Raw genomic sequence first — 25,827 nt, forward strand, 5'->3', positions numbered from 1 at the left:
TTATTTTTCTAATAGGAATAATAAAGGAATATCAAAACGTTTTTGCCATGATAATTCAGAATGATTTTCTCCTTCAAATCGCAAGTTTTTATAGTTTTCGGTGGAGTATCCTTTATCATAGAAAAGTTTATTTACTATTTCTTCATATTGAGGATAATATTGATCTAAGGTTTCAGTTCCAAAATCAAAATAGAATTTGTGAGTTTCTGGAGAAGGTATGTTGGTTTTTAAATACTCAAAAAAAGAATTTGGAATAGGATTGTTTTCTTGTGGATACATTCCAGGCCAATGTGTTGAAATGCATATTGCTCCACTAAAAACATCTGGATATTCACAAATGCCATACATAGACATTAAACCACCCATGCTCGAACCACCAATAAATGTGTTTTCTGCATCTTTTAAGGTAAAAAAATTAGCATCGATATAAGGTTTTAATTCTTCTACTATGAATTTTAGATAATTATCTCCTTTGAAACTTTCTTCAGTAATATTTACTCCTTTCTTTTTCGAGTCTTCAAAAATGGAATCTTTTACTTTTTTAGATAAATAGTTTAAAGTCTTTTTTGGGTATAAATCTAAAAAACGAATTTCTGGAATATTATGAATACCAACGATTATGAAATCTTTTACTTTTTGCTCATCCATTAATTTATAAGCAATATTATCGGCCATCCATTCTTGTTTGTTCCAAGTAGTGTTTGAATCAAATAGATTTTGTCCATCGTGCATATAAATAACGCTGTATTTTTTCTTTGGAGAATACCCCACAGGAATCCAAACATCAACTGCTCTTGGTTTAATTAGTTTCGTTGGGAAACTATCTAATCGAATCACATTTCCTACTACTTTATCAGATTTTGGTAGTATTCTTGGTTTGATTTTGTTTTGAGCGAATGATAAACTGGATAGTAATAGTAATAAAATTAGTTTTTTCATTTGTTTTTTTTGATAGCTAATTTAATTCTAAAATTAAAACTGATTTACTTTCTATTGCAATTTCTTTGTTTAGGTCGAATGTTTTATTTGTTAAAACATCTTTACTGCTAGTATAATTATGAATGTTTTCTTGAAATCTATCTAAATTTAATGTTTGTTTTTCGTTTGAATTATTTAGAATAATCATAACACTTTCCTTATCATTATGCCTGAAATACACATACACATTATTCTCAGGAATGTAATGTGTTAGTTTACCTGTGTGAATTACTTCTTTATCTTTTCTCCAATTCAATAATTTTTTAGAGAAATCAAAATATTGTTTTTGAATAGCAGTTCTTCCTGAACTTGTAAATGCATTGTTTGTATCATTTTTCCAACCACCCGGAAAATCTTGACGAATATCGGCATCACCTTTACCTTTGTCTCCAGCCATTCCTATTTCTGTACCATAATAAATTTGTGGAATTCCACGCATTGTTGCTAAAATCGTCATTCCTAATTGATACTTTTTGAAATCATTTTTATAAATTTCATTGAATCTACTTGTATCATGATTTTCTAAAAATATCAATAAATTATTGGTGTTATCGTATAAGAAATCATTAGCTAAATTGTCGTAAAACTTAATCATTCCGTCATTCCACGAAGCATTATCTTCATTAAAAACATTTCCAAAGGCATCATGTAACGTAAAATCCATAACACTTGGCAAATAGGAATTATAACTTTGAATTTTAGCAATAGGACTATCTTTTTGCCAATACGAAATTTGGGCTTGATCGTGCATCCAAACTTCTCCAACAATATTAAAATAAGGATATTCATCTGTGATGGCTTTTGTCCATTTTGCAATTCCGTCTTTGTCATTGTAAGAATAAGTATCTACTCTGTAACCATCCAAATCTGCATATTCAATCCACCAAATGGCATTTTGAATTAAATAATTTAAAACTAAAGGGTTAGACTGATTTAAATCGGGCATACTTGGTACAAACCAACCATCCATACAATATTTGGCATCTCTTTTTGAACCATTTATATCGTATTGAGTCGTCATGCGATAATTGCTTTGTGCATAGCCTGGAAATTGATGGAACCAATCGTATGTTGGCATATCTTTGAACATCCAATGTTCTGCACCCCAATGATTGGTTACATAATCTTTGATTAATTTTAAATCACGTTTGTGCATTTCTGAAGCTAATTGTTTGTAATCTTCATTAGTTCCATAACGTGCATCGATTTGATACACATCTGATTGTCCGTAAGTATGATAGGAATATCCTTTGTCATTATCTTCACACATGGGTGTACTCCAAATAGCAGTTGCACCTAATTCTTGTATGTAATCTAAATTTTTTATAATTCCTTCTATATCTCCACCGTGTCTTCCTCCAGGTAAATTTCTGTTTGCTTTTTCTTGTAATTTTTCTGATGAATCGTTGGATTCATTTCCATTTGCAAAACGATCTGGCATTAACAAATAAATCACATCTGAGGCATCAAAACTTTTCCTGTTAGCTGAATTTTCCTTACGCTTTTTAATTTCAAAATCTTTTGAAAATGTTTTTTCCCCATTCTTGAATGTAAATTTTAAGGTTTGAGCTATAGTGTTTTTTGTGTCTATCGTTACAAAAAGATAATTTGAATTTTCTGTTTTAGTAACATTTGTAATTACAACATTATTGGAAACTGAAACTAAATTATCAGCTATGTTTTTTCCGTAGAACAACACTTGTATTTCACTTTTATTCATGCCTTCGTACCAAAATGGTGGTTCCATCTTGTCGATTTGAGCAAAGGTAAAAGTTGTTATTAAAAGGAATAAAACTATGATTTGTTTTTTCATAATATACTTTTAAAAACCCTTTCAGAGTTTTAAACTCTGAAAGGGTTCATTATTTATTTTATTTCTACAATACTAATTCCGTAACCACCAGCAGCCGCTGAAGCCATTTTTAATTTTGACTTACTATTTACTTTTTGTTTAGTGATTTGATAAGCTTGCGGATTGGTTTTATAATCTGCATCTTTTGCATCAGCATAAATTGTTGCTTCATATTTTTTGCCTTTTTCAAGAAAATCTAAACTAATTGTTGCAGTTCTTGCATTGACTCCGTTGTTATTTCCCACAAACCAATTGTTTGAATTTTTATCCTTTCTTGCAATTGTGATGTAATAACCTGGTTCAGCTTCTAAATATTTTGATTCTGACCATTCAACAGGAACATCTTTAATGAATTGGAATGCATCTAAAAATCTATTGTAATTTTCTGGTAAATCAGCAGCCATTTGAAGAGGCGAATACATTACAACATATAATCCTAATTGATTGGCTAAAGTTGTATTTACATGAGAATTGTTATCTGGATTTAATTTTGAGATGTCCATTTCGAAAATTCCTGGTGTATAGTCCATTGGTCCACCCATCAATCTTGTGAAAGGTAAAATTGTGGTATGATTTGGTTTTGAACCTCCAAACGCTTGAAATTCCGTTCCACGAGCTGACTCATTTCCGATTAAATTTGGATATGTTCTGCAAATTCCTGTTGGACGAACCGCTTCGTGTGCATTTACCATAATTTTATAGTCTGCTGCTTTTTCTATGGCATATTGATAGTGATTTAAAATCCATTGACTGTAATGATGTTCTCCTCTTGGTAACATATTTCCAACATAACCACTTTTTACTGCGTCATAACCATTGTCTTTCATGAATTGATAGGCTTTATCCATGTGGCGTTCGTAGTTTCTGGCTGAACCTGAAGTTTCATGGTGCATAATCATTTTTATTCCTTTTAATTTTGCGTAAGCGTGAATGCCTTGTACATCAAAATCTGGATAAGGTGTTACAAAATCAAACACATAATCTTTTGATTGTCCGAACCAATCTTCCCAACCTTCATTCCAACCTTCAACCAAAACAGCATCAAATCCGTGAAGTGCAGCAAAATCGATTAATTCTTTTACGTGTTTGTTGTTTGCCCCGTGAGTTCCATTTGGTTTTGCTTTGGAATAATCTGTAAAGCCTAATTGGATGGCTGGAAAATCATTTGTATATGCCCATGAACTTTTCCCTGTAATCATTTCCCACCAAACACCAACATATTTTACGGGTTTTATCCAAGAAGTATCTTCAATTTTACATGGTTCGTTTAAATTTAATGTCATTCTTGATGCTAAAATAGTTCTTGCATCGTTGCTAATTACCATTGTTCTCCATGGTGAAACACAAGGAGCTTGCATGTAGCCTTTATCTCCAACTGCATCTGGAGTTAAGTGTGATTGAAATACAAATGTTTTATCATTTAAATCTAAACTCATACAGGAATAATTAATCAAAGCTGCTTCGTGAATATTGATGTAAATTCCGTCTGTTGTTTTCATCATTAGAGAAGTTTGAACTCCAGTTTCTGAAAATTGTTCTTGAGAAGCATTTGAACTCACAGCTCCTTTAAATAATTTTCTGATTTCAGAAAGTTTGGATTCTGTATAATCATATTCTTGTGTGTCATAATCTCCAGGAATCCAAAAAGCAGTGTGATCTCCTGTCATTGCAAATTCAGTACGTTCTTCTTTTATTACAAAATAAGTTAACTTTTTTTGTTCTGGAAATTCGTACCTAAAACCCAAGCCATCGTTGAACAAACGAAAACGAATAATCATTTCTCTTTCTGTTTGATTTTGAACTAATTTAACTGCTAATTCATTATAATGATTTTGAATTTGCGTTTCTTCACCCCAAACCGTATTCCATGTTTCATTGAATGTTGATGGAGTTGAGCTTGTAATTTTAAAATCGTTTAGAAGTGATTTGGTGTCGTTTTTTAATTCTAAACCTAGTTTACTGGTTTTTATCACTTCCTTGTTTAAATAAGAAAGTTGGTATGTGGGTGTTCCATCATTTAACAAGGAGAATTTCATGCTAAAATTTCCATTAGGTGATTTCAATTCTTGTGCATTTGTTTCAAAAATTGAAACGAATAGAATAAAGATTACTACTTTGATTATTTTCATGCGATTATTTTTTAGATGCTGAAATAAGTTCAGCATGACAATTGTACTTTTTTCCGTTTATTATTATATCCATTTCTTGATTTCCTTCAACACTTACTTTTGTTTCTTGATGATTTACTTCTACTTTGACAATTGTATTTCTGAAATTTACTTTAAAAGAATAAGAATTCCATTCTTTTGGAATCTTTGGATTAAAGTGAAGTTTGTCGTTTTTAACACGCATTCCTCCAAAACCTTCAACAATGCTCATCCATGTTCCAGCCATTGATGTAATGTGTAAGCCTTCATGAACTTCTTTGTTGTAATCATCTAAATCTAAACGAGAGGTTCTTAAATAAAAAGTGTAGGCTTGTTCCATTCGACCTAAAACAGCCGCTTGAATAGAATGAACACATGGAGAAAGTGAACTTTCATGTACTGTGAATGGCTCGTAAAAATCAAAATGTTTCTCTAGTTGTTCTTTAGTAAAATGGTCTTCAAAGAAATAGAATCCTTGTAAAATATCTGCTTGTTTGATGTATGGAGAACGTAAAATTCTATCCCAACTCCATTTTTGATTAATTGGTCTTTGACTTTTATCTAAATTAGCAACTGTAATTAATTCTTTATCTAAAAAACCATCTTGTTGTAAATAAACACCATATTCTTCTGAATATGGAAAATACATATTATCTGCTACTTTTTTCATTTCTGAAATTTCAGTGGTAGATAACCCAACTTTATTTAAAATCCGAGTGTAATCGGATGGATATTCTTTTTCAATTTTATGGATTTGTTCAATAGTATAATCAATACACCATTTTGCGATATAATTGGTATACCAATTGTTGTTTACATTGTTTTCGTATTCATTTGGACCAGTTACACCAAGAATTACAAATTTATTTTTATGTGTTGAAAAAGTGGCTCTTTGGAACCAAAAACGGGCTATTCCTATTAAAACTTCTAATCCTTTTTCTGGAATATAAGAGTAATCACCTGTGTATCTATGATAATTGTAAATAGCAAAAGCAATAGCTCCATTACGATGAATTTCTTCGTGAGTAATTTCCCATTCGTTGTGACATTCTTCACCATTCATGGTAACCATAGGATACAAGGCTGCACCGTTTTTGAAACCTAGATTATTTTGAGCATTTTCGATGGCTTTATCTAATTGGTTGTAACGATATTCTAGTAAACTTCTGGCTACATTTTGGTCTTTTGTGGCCATGTAAAAAGGAATACAATATGCTTCTGTATCCCAATAAGTTGAACCACCATATTTTTCTCCTGTAAATCCTTTCGGGCCAATATTTAAACGAGAATCTTTTCCTAAATAGGTTTGATTTAAGTGGAAAATATTAAAACGAATTCCTTGTTGCGCTTTTACATCACCTTCAATAGTGATATCGCTCATTTCCCAAATTTTAGACCAAACGTCTTTTTGTTTGTTTAATAATTCTTCAAATCCTAATGATTGAGCTTCTTGTAAAACTTTTTTAGCTGCTATTATTAAATAATCTTCTTCATGATTTGTAGATACGGTATAACCACCTAGTTTTTGAATGGCAACTGTTTGTCCTTTAGTTGCGGCAATTTCGTAAGAAAAAGAGATACTGGAAGTACCTTTTTTAACTTCAACAGGTAATACATCTGCCGTAGTGTTATTAACTAAAATGCTATTTTGCATAAAGGTTGCTACAGTAAATTTTGTTTTTAAGGTACGAGCTACTATGAAAGCTTTATTTTCATCATTTTTGATGGATAGCGTTTCCCAAAATTTTTCTTCCCAATTAGTATCTTCGTTTTCAATACCAGCGTCTAGATAAGGTCTGAAAACAACTTTTGCATCTGTATTTATAGGAGTAACTTCGTATTTAATAGCACCTAGTTCATCAATATCTAAAGAAAGAAATCGAAGTGTTTTTACTGAAATTTCAGTATCGTTTTTAAGGACAACATCAAATGAACGACTATACCAGCCTTCTTTCATGTTTAATTCGCGACGGAAGTTCTTAATTTCTTTGCAGGAAGCTAAATCTAAATTTTCTCCGTTTATTTCTACATCAATTCCAATCCAATTGGGAGCATTTAAAACTTTAGCAAAATATTTTGGATATCCATTTTTCCACCAGCCTACTTTTGTTTTATCTGGATAATAAACTCCAGCTATGTAACTTCCTTGAAAAGTATCTCCAGAATAATGTTCTTCGAAATTTGCTCTTTGCCCCATAGCACCATTTCCAAGGCTAAAAAGACTTTCTGATGATTTTACGCTTTCTGCATTAAAACCTTCTTCAATAATCGACCAGTTATTTGGTAATATATAATCCTGATTCATTTTTATTTTTTCAATAAATTTTCTAAAAAAGTTGTATCTATATGAGTAAAGTTTGGAAACACAAATTGTGCTTCATGCAATACTTCTTTTTCACCTATTCCTATACTAATCATATTAGCAATATTTGCTGCTTGAATTCCTGCAACAGAATCTTCAAATACAATACAGTTATTTGGAGTAACATTCATTTTTTTTGCTCCTTGAAGAAATACTTCTGGATCTGGTTTCGCATTAGTAACATCGTTACCATCAACAATAACATCAAAATAATGTATAATACCCGTTTTTTCTAATATTGGTCTTGCGTTTTTACTTGCACTACCTAGCACAATATTTTGTTGGTGTTCTTTTAAATAGTTTAAAACAGATAAAACACCAGGTAGAATTTCTGTTTGATCTACTTTCTCTATATAGGAAAGGTATTCTGTGTTTTTTTGAATCAACCATTTGTTTTTATCTTCTTGTAAAGCTTCAATTTTGCCTAATTTTAATATTAAGTCTAATGACCTTACTCGACTAACTCCTTTTAGTTGTTCATTATGTTCTGGAGTAAATTCTATTCCTAATTGTGAAGCTAATCGTTGCCAAGCTAAAAAATGATATTTTGCCGTGTCAACAATAACTCCATCTAAGTCAAATATGAAAGTTTTATTGCTCATTACTATTTAATTTTCTTTTTGTTTTTACAGTTAGAGTTAATAGCCCAGCAAAAATCATTGAAAAACCTCCTATTATTAAAGCATAAATAGGTTTGTCATTAAAAAATGCATTGACTAAAAATCCTAAAATAGTTCCTGCAACAATTTGAGGAATAACGATGAAGAAATTAAAAACGCCCATGTAATATCCCATTTTATTTGAGGGTAACGATCCAGATAACATGGCATAAGGTATAGAAAGGATACTTGCCCAAGCTATTCCGACACCCACCATTGCTAAGAGAAGTCCCACTTTGTCAGATAAAAAATAGATTGAAATTAACCCTAAACCACCAGCAACTAGAGCTAACATATGAGTGAATTTGTTACTGGTTCTTTTTGCTATTACAGGAAGTAAAAAGGCTACTGCTGCAGCTACACCATTATAAACCGTAAACATAATACTAACCCAATCGGCAGCATCATTATAAACTTTGGAAGTTGCATCATAGGTGTTAAAAACATGACCCGTTACTGATTTTGTGGTATATATCCACATTGCAAATAATGCAAACCATGAGAAAAATTGTACCCAAGCTAATTGCTTCATAGTCTTAGGCATGTTTAATAAATCAGTAATTATTATGGTGAAACCATTTCTTATTTGTGATTTGCGTAGTTGTGAAACAATAATAAAAAGTATTCCTGTGACAAATAGCCCTATAGCTAGGATGTATAATTCTTTATGTTTGTTATCAATTCTATTTATATAGTAGACATATCCTAAAGCTATTGTTCCAATTACTGTTAAACTAATTCCATAGTTTAATTGTTTTTTCAATGGAACAAGAGACTGACTGTTTTCTATTTTATTAGAATTGGATTCTTTAGTTTTTTCAAACTTTTCTAATTCTTCGGGAGAATATTCTTTTGAATTAAAAACTGTCCATAATACAGTTAAAAGAAAAACAATACCTCCCATATAGAATGACCACTTTACAGATGGAGGAATTATTCCTACAGGAGCCGTATTTTCAATTCCAAACCAATTGGTGAAAATATAAGGTAAAGCAGAACCAACGACAGCGCCTATTCCTATAAAAAAACTTTGCATGGAGAATCCTAAAGTTCTTTGTCTTTCAGGTAAATTATCACCTACGAATGCGCGAAAAGGTTCCATTGAAATATTAATTGAAGAGTCCATTATCCATAGTGTTCCTATTGCTACCCATAAAGTTGGAGAATTGGGCATTATACATAAAGCAATAGAAGATAATATTGCACCTAATAAAAAGTAAGGTCTTCTTCTTCCTAATTTTGTCCAAGTTCTATCTGAAAAATATCCTACTATTGGTTGAACTATTAGTCCAGTTAATGGAGCTGCTAACCAGTAGAGCCCAATTTTATCAACTTCAGCACCAAGAGTGTCAAAAATTCTAGAAGTATTTGCATTTTGCAGGGCAAAACCAAACTGTATCCCTAAAAAACCGAAACTCATGTTCCAAATTTCCCAGAAACTTAACTTACGCTTTTCCATGTATCGTAATGTGTTAATTTATTTACGATAAGCGTTATTGCTTATCAAAACTTATTTTTTTTAGAAGTGTATTATAAGCTTTGATTGAATACAAATATATATTTTATTTTAATCTAACAATACTTTTTGATAGTTTTTTTTCATGAGTAAAATAGGAAATGAAAAATTTAAATAATTAAAAATCAATTGTTTAAATCAAGCTATCACGTTTTCGTAGATTCTCTAGAAATTAGATTTGTCTCAATTACTTCAGTGCGATATCTTTCTTCTTCTTCGTCTTCTGTTTCTAATCTTTCAATTAGCATTTCAGCTGCTTTCCTTCCCATTTTTACACCATTTTGACTAACAGTTGTTATCGTTGGGGTAGAAAATTTTGAAATAATTCCATCAGTGAAAGCTATAATAGACATTTCTTCAGGGATTTTTACTCCTTTTTTTAACGCTTCTTTTATTGCAACAACTGCAAATAGTTCATTAACGGCAAAAACAGCATCTATTTCATTTTCTATAATTAATTTTTGAATAACATCTGAACAATTGTCAATATCTTCAATTTTAAGAACTATTTTTTCATCAATAATAATGTTGTGATCGGTTAAAGCTTTTATATATCCTTCTGTTCTTAATTTTCCTACACTAACATAATCTACTGTGGTAATTAAAGCTATTTTTTTGCGTCCTTCTTCGATTAAATAATTTACAGCTTGATAAGCGGCTAATAAGTCATCAATAATGACTTTGTCTGCTAATATTTCATTGGCAACTCTGTCAAACATTACAATTGGCATTCCTTGATTAATAACTTCTTGTAAGTGATGAAAGTCTTTCTTTTGCTGAGTTTCCTTAGAGAGAGACATTATAAAGCCATCTGTACTTCCATTAGCCAGCATTTCTAAGTTGATAACTTCCTTGTCAAAAGATTCATCGGAAAGACATACAATAACATTGTAGCCTTGTTCATTTGCGACCTGTTCAATTCCACTAATGACTGTTGCAAAAAAGTGGTGTACAATTTCTGGAATGATTATTCCAATTGTCTTTGTTTTTTTGTTTTTTAGACTTAAAGCAATGTTATTAGGTTTGTAGTTGTATAATTTTGCAAATGCTTGAACTTTTAAGCGAGTATCTTCACTAATTTCTGAACTATTTTTTAAAGATTTAGAGACAGTTGATATGGAAACATCTAATTCTTTAGCAATTTGTTTTAAAGTTACTTTTCTTTTCATTGAATTTGTAGTAAATTTAATATTTTTAATAAAAGTACTTTTATTTTTCTTAGTATCGCAATTTTAATATAAAAAACTCTCCAATTTAATAAAGTTTTCAACACGAAAACGTTTTCGGGAAGCCATTATCTGAACCTGATTTTTTTTTACGCTTTTTTTACATAGATTTAACATTAGAAGTGAATTATAAGCGAAAAAATTAAAGATTTAACCCTAAACAAATTGTATGAAAACATTACAAAAAAAGCTATTATTTTTCATGCTGATAGTATTACCATTGGGTATGTTTGCGCAAAACATTTTAAAAGGTAAAGTGTTAGATAGTGCCACACAAACACCTTTACCAAGTGTAAATATATCAGTAGTAAATAATACGACAGGTACATCAACAGATTTTGATGGTAACTTTACGCTTTCAAATTTATCAGTTGGAGATCAAATTGTTTTCTCTTATGTAGGATTTGTAAAACAAACATTTACTTATAATAACCAAAAAGAGATTACAATATTATTAATTGAAGATGCAAACCAATTAGAAGGAGTTGTAGTAATTGGTTATGGTTCAGTTAAGAAAAAAGACGCAACGGGAGCTGTTACGCAAATTAACTCAGATGATTTTAATAAAGGAGCAGTAGTAACTGCTGAAAATTTATTAAATGGTAGAGTAGCTGGTCTTACAGTTAATACTAGTGGTGCACCAGGTTCTGGTTCAGAAATTAGAATTAGAGGAGGTTCGTCCCTTTTTGCTTCGAATGATCCATTAATTGTAATAGATGGATTGCCAATAGAGAATACTACCAATACTGGTTCAACATCTATTTTAGCAGCTTTGAACCCTAGTGATATTGAATCTTTTACGGTTTTGAAAGATGCGTCTGCTACAGCTATTTATGGTTCAAGAGCGTCTAATGGTGTAATTATCATTACCACTAAAAAAGGAGGTAAAACCTTAAGTGTAGACTATAATTTTCAGTATGGTTCTGGAAAATTAGTTAAAAAAGTGGATGTTTTTTCTGCTGCTGAATTTAGAAATGTTGTTGCTGAACAATTACCAGGTAGTGTAGGTCAATTAGGCACAGCAAATACCGATTGGCAAGAGGAAATATATAGAAAAACTGATTTAGTCGATAATAATATTTCTATTAGAGGCAACTTATTTAATGTAATTCCTTCAAGACTATCTTTAGGAAATACTTATCAAGAAGGATTGAGATTAACGAATAAGTTTAATAGGAATACAATTGGAATATCTTTAAATCCTAGCCTTTTAAATAATCATTTAAAACTTAGAGTATCTGCAAACTATGCAAATGAAAGAAATAGATTTGCTGATGGTGTAGAAGGAGCAGCGCTACGTTTTGATCCAACGCAACCAGTGTATGATTCAAATTCTTATTATGGAGGCTTTTTTGAGTATTGGAACGGTAATTTAAATCCAACACAAGCTCAATTAACACCAAGTGTTGTAAGAAATCCTGTGTCTCAGTTATTACAAACAAATGATAGTGGAATTAATAATAGATTATTTGGAAACTTTGAAATAGATTATAAATTTCATTTTCTACCTGAGTTAAGAGGAGTAGTAAATTTAGGATTTGATGAGTCTAATGGAGAAAGAACTAGAAGTGTTTCTCGTTTTACAGGATCAGCACCTAGCAATGACAATAGACCTTATGGAACTAATGAGTATTCAGAAGCTTTAAGAAAGAATAGATCCTTGGATGGGTATTTTAATTATAAAAAGTTATTTAATAAATTAGAGGTTGATGCTACTGCTGGATATTCTTATCAGAAATTTGAAGGATACAGTTTTAGTACAGGTAATGTATTTCAACCCAATTACTCAGATGCAATTGCAGATGTAGATACATTTGCTGATATTGTTTTAATAGGTCTTTTTGCAAGAACTAATTTCACATATGATGATAAGTATATTTTAACTTTATCTTATAGAAGAGATGGATCTTCTCGTTTTTCTGAAGAAAATAGATGGGGTAATTTTCCAGCAGCCTCATTTGCATGGAAATTAAAAGAAGAGTTTTTTGAAGATTCCACACTAATTTCTAATCTTAAATTAAGATTAGGTTATGGTATTACTGGTCAACAAGAGATTGGAGATCGTCTTTCTTATTTACAACAGTATGTTACTGGTAATAATCAATCACAATATATTTTTGGTACAACAGCAACGCCAATTGCAGTTTCTACAGCTTATAATTCTAATTTAAAGTGGGAGGAAACTACTACCTATAACGTTGGATTTGATTATGGTTTATTAGATGATAAAATAACAGGAACAATTGATGCTTTTTATAAAAAATCTGAAGATTTATTAGTTCGCTCCGCTTTACCAGATGGAGGAAATTTCTCCAATAGAGGGTTTCAAAATATTGGAGATTTAACCGTAAAAGGTATTGAGTTTGCAATTGATGCTAAATTAGTGGAGAAAGATAATTTGAAATGGAATGTGAATTTTAATGCTACAAAATTTGAGAGAAGAATAGATGAATTAGCATTAAATGCTGATATTTTCATTGGAGGAACAGGTACAGGAACAGGAGGAACAGCTCAAATACTTAGAGAAGGATTTACACCTTATTCATTCTATGTTTACAAACAATTATATGATTCAAACAGTAAACCCATAGAAGGGGCTTATGCGGATTTAAATGGAGATGGGATTGTTAATGGAGATGATAGATATATTTATAAAAACGCTGATCCAGATGCAACTTTTGGATTTGCTTCTTATCTTAATTATAAAAACATTGATTTTTCATTCAATTTAAGAGCAAGTATTGGAAATAGAATTTATAATGCTGTTGATGCTGGTAGAGCTCAATATGATTTATTAAATCAGGCTTCGGGGGTTTTAGGAAACATACCTTCTTCAGTTCAAGATACAAATTTTAATACTACATCCGATGTTGTGTTGTCAGATATCTATATTGAAAACGCTTCTTTCCTTAGGTTGGACAATGTTACTTTGGGGTATACTTTTCCAAAATGGTTAGAGGGTAAAGCTTCCGTTAGATTGTATTCAGGGGTTCAAAATGCTTTTGTAATAACTAAATATTCTGGTTTAGATCCTGAAATTACTAATAATGGAATTGACAACACTATTTATCCTAGACAAAGATCTTTATTATTTGGTGCCAATATTAAATTTTAAAAAAATGATTATGAAAAATTTTAAGTTTAACCTTTTAGCATTCATTGGAATACTTTCAATGTTCCTCTCATGTACAGATGATTTGAATGTTACTCCTGAGGATGATGATGTTTTTACAGCAGATAATTTTTATTCTCAGCCAGGGGCTTACAAACAAGCATTAGCTGGTGTATATGGAAATTTATCTTTAACAGGAACAGGAGGATCTGAATCTTCTTTTTTGGAAGGGGTAGATGCTGGTACAAGTCAATATGGTAGATGTTTATGGTATTTACAAGATCTTACTACAGATCAGGTTATATGGAGTTATGAAAACGATCCAGGAACAAGAGAATTACAACGTAATATTTGGTCTGCTGAAAATCCAATTCTTTTAGGGATGTTTAGTAGAACTATGGTTGAAGTAGCTTTAGTAAACGAGTTTTTAAGACAATCAACTCCTGAGAAGTTAAGTTCAAGAGGAATAACTGATGCAAGTCAATTAGCAGATATAAGTTTGTATAGAAGTGAAGCTAGAGTTTTAAGAGCACTTGCTTATTATAACTTAATGGATTTATTTGGGAAAGCTCCATTTATTACAGAAAACAATCCAATTAATTTTCAAGGGCCAGAATATAATAGACAACAATTGTTTGATTATGTTGAATCTGAGATTAATGCTGTTTTTTCTAGTTTAAAAGCTCCTAGAACAAATGAATATGGTCGATTAGATCAAGGAGTTGCAAATATGATTTTAGCAAAATTATATTTAAATGCAGAAGTATTTATTGGTCAAAATAGATATGCTGATTGTGTTACAAAATGTAATGAAATAATTGCTGGTGGGTATACTTTAAATCCCAATTATTTAAACAATTTTAAAAAGGATAATGATTCTTCATCTGAATTAATTTTCACCCTTCAATCCGATGCTATTACAACACAGAACTATGGTCCTACAACCGTTTTTTGTAATGGACAAGTTGGTTCTCTTGAAAATAATGGAAGTTCATTTGGTGTTGGTGGATGGGGAGGAGCTATAAGGCTAAGAAAACAATTTTCACTTTTATTTGATAATCCTATTTTTAACAACGATGCAAGAAATACAATTATTTCAGCAAATAGAAACATAGAAATTACAGATATTGCAGATAGAGATCAAGGATATGTTTTTGGGAAATATTCAAACATATCTTCCACTGGTGTAGTGGGGTCAAATACAACTTTTGTAGATACAGATTTTCCTCTGTTTCGTTTAGCAGATGTGTATTTAATGTATGCTGAATGTGCAGTTAGAGGTGCTTCTAATGCAACTATGACTCAAGCGTTAACTTATGTAAATATGTTACGAGAAAGAGCTAATAGTGGTTCAGCTTCTGCAAACATAGCAATGGGAGATTTAGATTTAGATTTTCTTATTGACGAAAGAGTAAGAGAATTATACATGGAGTCTCATAGAAGACAAGATTTAATACGTTTTGGGAAATTTACAGGAGGAAGTTATAATTGGGTTTGGAAAGGCAATGGTTCAAATGGTATTGCTTTATCCAATCACTTAAAAGTTTTCCCACTTCCTACAGCTTCATTAGCTTCTAATCCTAATTTAACCCAGAATTCTGGATACTAGTTTACTATTAATTATAAATTTAAAGAAATGAAAAATATATATAAATCATTATTAGCTTTAGGACTAATTTTTAGTCTAAATTCATGTGAAGACGAACAAGATCTTTTGTTTTTACAACCTGAAGCAACTTTCGAAATTTTGTCACCTATTTCTGGTGAAGGTGCAGTTTTAAATCCTGATACACCATTAAATCCAGGTGTTTCATTAACTTGGTCTGAAGCTGATTTTGGAACGCCAACAGAAATAACTTATTCAGTTGAAATTGATAAGAGTGGCGATAATTTTGATTCACCTACTGTAATTACTTCTACAACAAATAATTATGTAACTATAACATCAGATGTTTTAAATTCTGCATCTGTTGGAGTAGGTTTAACTCCTTTTTCAGAAGGTGGATTGGAAATAAGAATTAAAGCAACTGTTGGCACTGCAACATCCAATGAATCTTTTTCAAATGTTATTACTTATTTAGTTACTACTTACTCAACAGATTTGCCAAAATTAGCGGTTCCAGGAAATCATCAAGGCTGGAATGCACCAACCGCCCCTCTTTTAGCGGCTTCGGAGTTTGGTAAAACTGATTTTGAAGGTTATGTATGGTTAGATGGAGAATTTAAGTTTGTTGCTCAAAGCCCAAATGGAGAATTTAATTTTCCTCCAAATGGAGGTCCGGATTATGGAGATGATGGGACTTTCTCAGGTGTTCTTGTTGAAGAAAATGAAGTTAACATAAATGCTGCTTCAGGCTACTACTATGTTAAAGCGAATACAGGTGAGGTTACAGCTGCTAATCCTAATGGGTTAAAATATTCAATTGCAATAGCAAATTGGGCAATAACTGGAGCTGCAACTCCAAATGGATGGCCTGATCCAGCATTAGATCATGATATGACTTATAATTCATCAACAAAAAAATGGGAAATTATTTTACCTCTTACTGTAAATGAATTTAAGTTTAGAGCAAACAATGGATGGGATTTAAATTTAGGAGGTGATTCAAATGGTGATGAATTTATGGATTATGGTGGGCCAAATTTAAATGTTGCTACAGCAGGTACTTATTTAATAGAGCTTGATCTAAGTAATCCTCGTGAGTATACATACACTCTTACTTTGCAATAGTATTAATAAGGGCTACTATATGGTAGCCCTACTTTTTTAAAATTGAATTAAAATGGAAAAGAATTTTACATTATTACTATTATTTATTTCTTATGTATGTTTTAGCCAAGTGAGTTGGCAAGGAGGTGTAACTCCAGAAGCAAGTCAATCAGCAACTATTCTATTCGATAAAACTGGAACTGGTTTATCGGCTTATTCTGGATTAATTTATGCTCATACTGGTATAACAGTAGATGGTGTACAATGGCAAAATGTTATAGGTTCTTGGGGAAATAATACTTCTCAACCAGTACTAACAGTTGTTTCTGGTAATGTCTATAAATTAGATTTAACACCAACAATTTTAGCTTTTTATAATAATCCTACAGGAAGTATAACTAAGATTAATGTGGTGTTTAGAAGTGCTGATGGCACTCAACAGACTTCTGATTTAGAATTGTCTATTGGTGCTTTTCAGGCTAATCTAACAAATCCTTACGAAAATAGTATAACAGTAATTAATTTCAATGAAAGTTTAACTATAACAGCTAATAATACAAATGGGAGCGCTGATTATAATTTATTAGCGAATGGAGCTAGTATTAATACTTTTACAGGAAACACATATAATTTTATAGATAATAATATTACGACAAATAAAAGTTATGAGCTTCAAATTTCACAAGGTGCAATTACACAAACTAAAACTTTCTCGGTTGTAATTAATCCAGGAACAGTTTCAGAAGCATTACCTAGTGGTTTAGAAAATGGTATTAATTATAATGGATCAGATAATACTAAGGCTACTTTAGTTTTAGAAGCTCCAGGGAAAGATTTTGTTTATGTAGCTGGTACTTTTAATAATTGGCAACCTTCTTCGGTGTATGCTATGAAGAAAGACCCTTCTACTAGTAAGTTTTGGTTAGAACTAACAGGCTTAACAGCAGGACAAGTGGAATCTTATCAATATTGGGTGGTGGATGAAACTCCTATTGCTAATTCTCCTTCTTTAGTAAAAGTAGCTGATCCTTGTTCTACTGTAGTATTGTCTCCTTTTGATGATCCTTATATTCCTGCTGTTTCCTATCCTAATTTACCCACTTATCCAGTGGGACAAGAACGAGAAGTTACAGTTTTACAAACAGGGCAAACACCTTACAATTGGCAAGTAACTAATTTTTCTAAACCTAGTAAAGACAATTTGGTGGTATATGAAGTGCTTGTTCGTGATTTTGATGCTAACAGAAATTATCAAGATGTAATAGATAAGGTTTCCTATTTTAAAAATCTTGGAATTAATGCTATTCAATTGATGCCAGTAATGGAATTTGAAGGAAATGAAAGTTGGGGTTATAATACCTCTTTTCATATGGCTCTAGATAAATTTTATGGAACGGAAGATAAGTTTAAAGAGTTGGTTGATGTTTGTCACCAAAATGGAATTGCTGTAATTTTAGATATCGCTTTTAACCATGCTTTTGGAAGAAATCCCATGGTGAGAATGTGGATGAATGATCCTGATGGTGATGGTTGGGGAGCTCCAAGCGCTGAAAACCCCTATTTTAATACCGTTGCGACTCATAGTTATAGTGTAGGAGAAGATTTTGACCATTCTTCTATTTATACGAAGGATTATGTGAAGCGTACTTTAAAACATTGGATTATAGATTTTAAAATTGATGGTTTTAGATGGGATTTAACAAAAGGGTTTACCCAAAATTGTACCAGTGGAAATGAAACTTGTACGAATGCTTATCAACAAGATAGGGTAGATGTATTAAAAGAATATGTTGATTATACATGGAGTTTAGATACTAATCATTATGCAATTTTTGAACATTTAGGTTCTAATACAGAAGAGCAGCAGTGGGCTAATTATAGAATTGCAGAAGGAAAAGGAGTGATGATGTGGGGAGAAATGTTTAATTCTTACAAGCAGCTAGCATTAGGTTATGCGTCAAATGCTAGTATTACTGGTATGGGACATGTTAGTAGAGGTTTTATAGGAAAAAGACTAATTGGTTACCCAGAAAGTCATGATAAAGACCGTTTGATGTATGAAGCAATCACTTATGGTGATGGAACTGGAACAGCTCCAGTTAATGGAAACTTAAACAATGCTTTAAATAGAATGGCTTCAATAGGAGCAACGAGTATATTAGTACCAGGACCAAAAATGATTTGGCATTTCCAAGAATTAGGGATGGATGATTCTATTTATACCTGTAATAATGGGAGTGTAAATACAGAATCAGATGCCATTGCAGGAAATTGTAAATTAGATACTAAACCACAACCACAATGGTCTGAAAATTGGCTAAACGATCCAATAAGAGGAGCTATTTATGATAAATATGCTAGATTCATTAATTTAAAGACTTCGGAAACTGTTTTTAATGGAGAGTACTCTATTAGTCCAGATGCAGGAGATAATTTAAAACAAAGAATTTATATTTATGATAACAGTTTACCCACATCACAATTGAAAAATGTAGTGATTTTGGCTAATTTCTCTGTGAACAATCAAAATATAATTCCCGATTTCCCTTACACAGGAACTTGGTATGATTTAATGGATGATACGCCTTATAATGTAACAAATACAGCCACAACTATAGCTATTCCTTCGGGTCAATTTAGAATATTTGGTAACCAACCAAGTACTTTAAGTACGACCCTATTTGAAAACAACGATGATTTAAAGGTGTATCCTAATCCTGCTAAAAATGCATTATTTGTTTCAACTGAGGCTAAAACTATTGAAATTTATACAATCACAGGACAATTGGTGAAAAGTTATAAATCGGTACAAGCTAATGAAAGTTTGAATATAGAAGAGATTCAAAAGGGAATTTATTTTATTAAAATTATAAATGCAGATAATAGAATGGCTAAAAGAAAATTTATTAAGGAATAATTTGATTTAGGTTAATTTTCTAAGAAAGCACTTTTTTGAAAAAAAAGGTGCTTTTTTTATACTATAAAATCAATTTTTAAGTTAGTATTATATGATGAAAAAAAGTTTATATATGTTTTTGTTTTTAGGATTAATAGGTTGTAAATCTAGTGATTTCGCTATTAAATCTAGTGATATAACCATTCAATATAGAGATGATTTTAAAAGTATCTCTGATAAAGAGAAGTTATCTTTCTTAAAAGAAAACAATGCTACTTCAGAAAATAAAAGTGTTGTGTTGTTAACACAAGGTTTTAAAGGAGAAAAAATAATGATAAAGCAAAATGATAAAACAATATATTCTTCTTATCCTATTACTAATTTGAATACAAAAATAGCGGATTATATCGCTTTTTCAAATGCTTATGAAGTAATAGTGTTTGATAACTTTACAAAAAAAGAAATTCAAATACCTTCTGATAAATCCAAAAAATATAAGTTTATTTATTTAATGAAAGAATACAAAGATTCGAATATAAAGTATTCCATTACTTATAGTAACACCTTAAGACCTTTGAAGTAATCTGCTTTAGCTTAAAATCCTTGCTTCTCAATTAAAATATACCTTAACTTGTTAAGGACAATTAATTTCTGTTGCTAATTTTTAGTTAGTTTAAAGTCCTAACGATAATGGGAACATATTGAGATGGGTTTTAATAATTGCGATTTAATGTTGTTTCTATTCCCATACACTCTTCATACACTATCCATACCTTTGATATGGCTTTGATATGCCTTTAATATGGAGTAAGCATGAAGTATGACCCGTCCTAAAATAGCTATGACCCGTCCTATGACCCGTCCTAAAATAACTATACAAGTTATTAAATAAATCCTATTATAGTTATACAAATATAATTCTTAACCCTAAATTTACTATACAACTGTTTTTTCATAGCTAAAATACTTATTGTAGTTCTGACTCGTCCTAAAAGAATATAGTAAATCTCATTCAGTTTTTGTCAAAAACTATTCTCAAAAAACCTTAACAAAAATTACAGTTTTTCTACCTCAAAAGTTAAAGTCAAAATAAAACTATTTTTAACTACCTAACCTACATATTTTGCTGCAGAAAAAAATAAAAGTCTTTTAACCAACCTTTTCGTGTTTTTTACCCTCTAATAGTATAAAAAGAGGCAAACTACGTAAAAATACGTAGTAAAAAAGGGCAAAAATACGTATAAATACGTATTGACTGGTATAGGAAGAATGACCTAGTTTTGTTCTCGAGTAAAAATTATATGCTATTCTTATGATAAAAAACACCCACTTATGTTTGGTTGCATTCCTATTTGCGACCAGTTTAACCTATTCCCAAGACATCCTTTGGGAGAAATCCTATGGAGGTAAACATGCCGAATTTTTATACGATGCCATTGCCACACCAGACTATGGATTTATTCTAGCTGGAAGTTCGATTTCTGGTAAAAACGGCAATAAAGAAGACAATAATAAAGGAGACCTCGATTATTGGCTTTGGAAAATGGACGAAAAAGGCAATCTGGATTGGCAAAAAAGCTTTGGAGGCAATAGAGTAGATCTGCTACAAAGCATTGCCATTACACAAGATGGCGGTTTTATATTAGGAGGCACTTCCACTTCAGATAAAGGAATCGACAAAAAAGAAGACTCGAAAGGACAAGAAGACTTCTGGGTCATTAAACTCAACGCCAAAGGACAAGAAATCTGGCAAAAAACCATAGGAGGCAGTAGCATGGAAAAACTACTAAGCATAGCACCTACAAAAGATGGTGGTTATATTCTAGGAGGCACTTCTAGTTCAGATGCTTCCGAAGATCTTGAAAAAGACAAATACTCCAAAAATGAAAATTCCAGAGGGAACTTAGATTATTGGGTAGTAAAATTAAAGTCAGATGGCACGATGCAATGGCAAAAAACCATTGGAGGGCAATACCAAGACGAATTAAAAAGCATCCAACAAACTACAGATGGTGGTTATATCTTAGGAGGTTATTCCAATTCACCCATATCAGGAGACAAAACAGAAGCCAACTACGGATTAGGCGATTACTGGATTGTAAAACTAAACGAAGAAGGTAGTATGGAATGGCAAAGAACCCTTGGTGGTGATAAGGATGACAATTTATTTGCCCTTTCACAAACCAAAGATGGTGGCTTTATAGTGGGTGGAAATTCCAATTCTGGAGCTACCAATTCCAAATCAAAATCCAACAAAGAAGGTACTGATTTTTGGGTACTAAAATTGGATAAAACAGGAGGCATAGATTGGCAAGAAACCTATAATTATGGTAAGATTGACGTCTTAACTTCGATAGTAGAAAACCCTGATGGTAGTTATTTAATAGGTGGTTATGCACAGAGTGAGGCACAAGTGAAAAGTCAAAAGTCAAAAGTGAAAAGTTTGCAATCAGATAAAGAAGGTATTAACGACTACATTGCTTTAAAAATCAATGCTAAAGGAGAAGAAATCTGGACGCAAAGCGTAGGCAGTAAAGGCGATGAAGTACTAAAAAAATTACTAGAAACCAGAGATGGCGGATACTTATTAGCAGGAACTTCAAACGGAAACGCCTCAAGAGACAAGAATTCCACAAAAGGAGGTACCGATTTTTGGGTAGTAAAACTACGTGACAAAGAAAAAGAAGAAAAGCTAAAAATCACAGTAGAAGCCATGCCCAATCCTGCCATTAGTTTTACCAATGTCATTGTAAATTTTGACTACCAAAATGGCACGGCAACCCTGTATGATTTAAATGGAAGAAGCCTGCAAACCCAAACCCTAAAAGGAGAACACACCATTCCTATGGAAGTAAGCCACCTACCACAAGGCATTTATCTAATTGAGATAAAAACCAATACCCAAACAGGAAGTGTAAAAGTGATTAAAAAATAAGACATAGTATCATGAAATATATATACAAGATTAAAACAATTGGGCTACTCCTTTTATGTAGTTTTTCAGCTTTTGGACAAGAAGAACCAAAACCAGAAGAGTATTTACCAAATATAATTCCACCTTCTCCAGAAGCTTATGCTTTAGGAAATTATGGAAATGTCCCTGTTGGATTATTTACTGGTTCACCTGGTGTACAAATACCATTACTAGCCTTTAATTCTAAAAACATAAGTGTTCCATTTAGTCTCTCTTATTCTTCAATTGGAATAAAGGTTGACGATGTTAATTCTAGAGTAGGTTTAGGTTGGAATTTAATTGGTGGTGGTGTAATAAATAGGGTGATAAGAGACCAACCGGACGAAGATTCTCAGCTAGTACTTCAAGAGGCTTCTAATAATAATTATTTAGAACCTACTTTGATGCAGTATTTAAAGACTATTGGAGAAAATGCTGAAATGGATTCTGAAAGAGATTTATTCAGTTACAATTTCAATGGCAATTCTGGACAGTTTGTCTATGATAGAGATGGAACGATTATAAGTTTACCTCAATCAGATTTTAAAATTGAAGTTTATTTAGACCCATTGTCAACAGATATTTATAATTTTAAAATAACGGATTTACAGGGTACAATTTATTATTTTGAAGTAAAAGAACAAACAATGCTTAGGACTTCTGGAGAAGGTCATCCAGAACCGAGTTTGAGTTATTCTGCTTGGTATTTAAGTAAGATAAGAACGATTGAAGGTAGGGAAGTTTATATAAATTATACTAACCATGGAGAGTATTATATTTCTTCACAAAGTCAACAAATGTCTTTATCCTATCCTAGTTATCAATATTCGGTTGGGAAACCATATGTTAAAGCACCTACCATTTCTCCTATAAACTCTCACCATATGAGAGTAATAGGTAAGAAAATAGGAAGTATCGAAAGTAATAACCCAAATGATGGAAAATTAGTTTTTACTTATCAGGACATGATACCCTCTTCAGCATCTGAACCAGATGTAGTGCTTAGTGAAATAAGAAAACTAAATAAAGAACAAGTTGTAATTGATAGAGTTAATTTAAACTATTTAGCGACTACCAATAAGCGAATTTTTCTACAAGATGTAGTTATGTTTAATCCTGAACAAAAATATAGTTTTGAATACATTCAACCTAATAGTTTTCCAAGTAGATTGGATAAAGGTAGAGATGCTTGGGGTTACTATAATGGTGTAACTACAAATCCTAACTTGATTCCTGAGATTGACGGATATGGTCTTCAAAATATAAATTATACACATTCTAATTTCGATTTTAATAGCAACTATTCTAAAATAGGTCTTTTGTCAAAAGTAAAATATCCTACAAGAGGATATTCTGTAATTGAATATGAACCCAATGATTACCATTTTAAAGGTTATATGAGAACTGGAAATCCAACATGTTTCACAAAAACGGTAACCATAGATTCTTATGAAGATGATATGTCAAAAACAGAGAGTACACAAATTTTTGCTCATTTTACTCATAAAGTAACACTATCAGGTAGCTCCAGTTTTTATAATTGCGATAGTAGTATGGATACAGGTGCAAACAAGCATAAAACCATTACATCTGTTTTCTGTGTTGAAGATAATGAAGCAGTTGGGCTTTTTAGATATGATCAATTTGGAAATTATATCGATATAGGAGTATCGTCAAATTTAAATAATGGAGCATGCTATTTTATGGCTGAAGAAGGGAAAAATTATATTGTAAAATTGACAAATAGTTTTAATTGTATTAGAGGCTATACATCAATTACTTATTATAAAGATGACTATCCTAGAACGTATCAGGAAATTAATATCCCTATTGCAGGAAACCGAGTAAAAAGCATTATCGATTATAATAATAACGATATGCTTTCAAATAAAAAAAGATATTATTACTCTCAATTGAACCAATTAAACGTTTCGTCAGGGGTAAAAGGTTTTGATCCACACTATACAAACTTTAGAAAATGGAGAGAAATAGCTCTTAGTGAAGGTTCAGGTGCAGGGACAGCATACAGAGAATTTTCTGATTTAATTGTAAGTTCAAGTTCATTAAGTAACATGTATGTTAATGGATCGAGTGTTTTCTATCCTTATGTAACCATTAGTTATGGCGGAGATAATTTTGAAAATGGAGCTGAAGAAAAACAGTTTGTTGTAAACAAAGATTATTTTGGAAAGACACTATATAATAGTGATGATATTTCAGGAGCTCCCTTTACTAATTTTGGTTGGAATAATGGTTTTGAAATAGAAACAAAAACTTTTTCAAAGAAAGGGAGTAGTTTTTATTTACTCAAAAAAAATACGAATGAATATTTCCTTGATGAAACAAAAACGAAAGAGTTAATTAATTTTTCAGCAAGAAAAAAGTACGATGAAATTTTAGAAGGACCAGCGGCTTATACCTGTAGTTCTACGGATGTCAACACTAGATATGAAATTAAAGGCTGTACAACAAATCATAATCATTTTAGACTTACTATAGGAGGGAAATGTTATGCATCTGGAGCAAATAATGTTGCGACATATCTCAACCATGCCTGTTATGGTCTCAATCCTGGAGACGTAATTACTTTTTACAATAGAATGGATAATATAGATATTGTTGAATACAAAAATATATCCTACAGGTATTATTTAAAATATGCTAAAACAACGGATTATTTCTATGACACAAACAATGCTTTAACAGGTACATCGGAAAGTATTGTTCAAAGTAATTATGATAGTCCGAATCATTTGCAATTAACTACTCAAAAAGTGGCTGATTCCAATGATGAAGAAATAGAAACAAAATATTTTTATGCTCATGAAAAAGGCAATCAGGCCTTGATTGACAAAAACATGATTGGTATTCCATTGATTACACAATCCTTTATAAATAACAAAAAACTATCTGAGAAAGAAACCGTTTATAAAGACTGGGGCAATGGCTTATTAGCACCAGAAGTTATAAAAGCTTCAAAAGGAGATGCTACAGCAGAAATAAGAGTAAAATATAATATACTGGATAATTCCAATGGTAATCCACTAGAAGTACAGCTAGAATCAGGTATTCCTATCACTTACATCTGGGGTTATAACAAAACTCAACCTATTGCCAAAATAGAAAATGCCACTTATGCTCAAGTGCAACCCTATGAAGCGAACTTACAAACGCTTTCCAATGGAACAGATGAAGGGAATTTAATTGCTGCTTTGGATGCTTTAAGAACCGCCTTGCCTAACGCTATGATAACTACGTATACTTACAAACCACTAGTAGGAATTAGCACCGTTACCGACTCAAAAGGAAACAAAATAACCTATCATTATGATAGTTTCAACCATTTGGAATTTGTAAAAGACCAAGACGGTAATAATTTAAGTAAGAACGACTATCATTATAAAAACTAAGGCAAG

The 25,827-nt window shown here is 31.6% G+C and carries 14 protein-coding genes; 7 read left to right on the forward strand and 7 right to left on the reverse strand.

Annotation, left to right across the window (positions count from 1 at the left end; all coding sequences use genetic code 11):
• The 7 genes from ACULEV_RS00705 to ACULEV_RS00735 form a co-directional block, all read right to left on the reverse strand.
• On the reverse strand, positions 1-939 hold the full coding sequence (locus tag ACULEV_RS00705; protein WP_445456773.1) for an alpha/beta hydrolase: 939 nt from the start codon (positions 937-939) through the stop codon (positions 1-3).
• A gap of 16 nt (positions 940-955) precedes the next feature.
• Complete coding sequence (locus ACULEV_RS00710; protein WP_445456774.1) at positions 956-2,791, reverse strand: glycoside hydrolase family 13 protein; 1,836 nt, start codon at positions 2,789-2,791, stop codon at positions 956-958.
• A gap of 53 nt (positions 2,792-2,844) precedes the next feature.
• Positions 2,845-4,959: a glycoside hydrolase family 97 protein gene (locus ACULEV_RS00715; RefSeq protein ID WP_445456775.1), complete on the reverse strand. Its 2,115-nt coding sequence runs from the start codon at positions 4,957-4,959 to the stop codon at positions 2,845-2,847.
• A gap of 4 nt (positions 4,960-4,963) precedes the next feature.
• Entirely contained in the window at positions 4,964-7,282 is a 2,319-nt protein-coding gene (locus ACULEV_RS00720; protein WP_445456776.1) for a glycoside hydrolase family 65 protein, read from the reverse strand.
• 2 nt (positions 7,283-7,284) lie between these two features.
• Positions 7,285-7,941, reverse strand: coding sequence for a beta-phosphoglucomutase (gene pgmB, locus ACULEV_RS00725; RefSeq protein ID WP_445456777.1), 657 nt, complete (start codon positions 7,939-7,941; stop codon positions 7,285-7,287).
• Positions 7,931-9,457 (reverse strand): MFS transporter, encoded by a 1,527-nt coding sequence (locus ACULEV_RS00730; protein ID WP_445456778.1) that lies wholly within the window; start codon positions 9,455-9,457, stop codon positions 7,931-7,933. Before ACULEV_RS00730 ends, pgmB begins: the two co-directional genes overlap by 11 nt.
• 203 nt (positions 9,458-9,660) lie before the next feature.
• Positions 9,661-10,683 (reverse strand): LacI family DNA-binding transcriptional regulator, encoded by a 1,023-nt coding sequence (locus ACULEV_RS00735; protein ID WP_445456779.1) that lies wholly within the window; start codon positions 10,681-10,683, stop codon positions 9,661-9,663.
• A gap of 226 nt (positions 10,684-10,909) precedes the next feature.
• On the opposite strand from ACULEV_RS00735, the gene ACULEV_RS00740 reads away from it, so the two are divergent.
• From ACULEV_RS00740 to ACULEV_RS00770, 7 genes are all read left to right on the forward strand, one after another.
• Positions 10,910-13,855, forward strand: coding sequence for a SusC/RagA family TonB-linked outer membrane protein (locus ACULEV_RS00740; protein WP_445456780.1), 2,946 nt, complete (start codon positions 10,910-10,912; stop codon positions 13,853-13,855).
• Between the two features lie 10 nt (positions 13,856-13,865).
• Positions 13,866-15,461, forward strand: a complete 1,596-nt coding sequence (locus ACULEV_RS00745) for a RagB/SusD family nutrient uptake outer membrane protein (RefSeq protein WP_445456781.1) — start codon at positions 13,866-13,868, stop codon at positions 15,459-15,461.
• A 27-nt stretch (positions 15,462-15,488) separates the two neighbouring features.
• A complete protein-coding gene (locus ACULEV_RS00750) occupies positions 15,489-16,583 on the forward strand; it encodes a SusE domain-containing protein (protein WP_445456782.1) in 1,095 nt (364 codons plus the stop codon).
• Between the two features lie 52 nt (positions 16,584-16,635).
• On the forward strand, positions 16,636-19,479 hold the full coding sequence (locus ACULEV_RS00755; RefSeq protein WP_445456783.1) for an alpha-amylase family glycosyl hydrolase: 2,844 nt from the start codon (positions 16,636-16,638) through the stop codon (positions 19,477-19,479).
• A 91-nt stretch (positions 19,480-19,570) separates the two neighbouring features.
• Positions 19,571-20,041, forward strand: coding sequence for a hypothetical protein (locus ACULEV_RS00760; protein WP_445456784.1), 471 nt, complete (start codon positions 19,571-19,573; stop codon positions 20,039-20,041).
• Between the two features lie 729 nt (positions 20,042-20,770).
• The gene (locus ACULEV_RS00765) at positions 20,771-22,393 is read left to right on the forward strand and encodes a T9SS type A sorting domain-containing protein (protein ID WP_445456785.1); all 1,623 of its coding nucleotides are present in this window, start codon (positions 20,771-20,773) and stop codon (positions 22,391-22,393) included.
• An 11-nt stretch (positions 22,394-22,404) separates the two neighbouring features.
• Entirely contained in the window at positions 22,405-25,821 is a 3,417-nt protein-coding gene (locus ACULEV_RS00770) for a hypothetical protein (RefSeq protein WP_445456786.1), read from the forward strand.
• Positions 25,822-25,827: the final 6 nt, after the last annotated feature.

It is taken from the genome of Flavobacterium sp. HNIBRBA15423 (assembly GCF_052655965.1).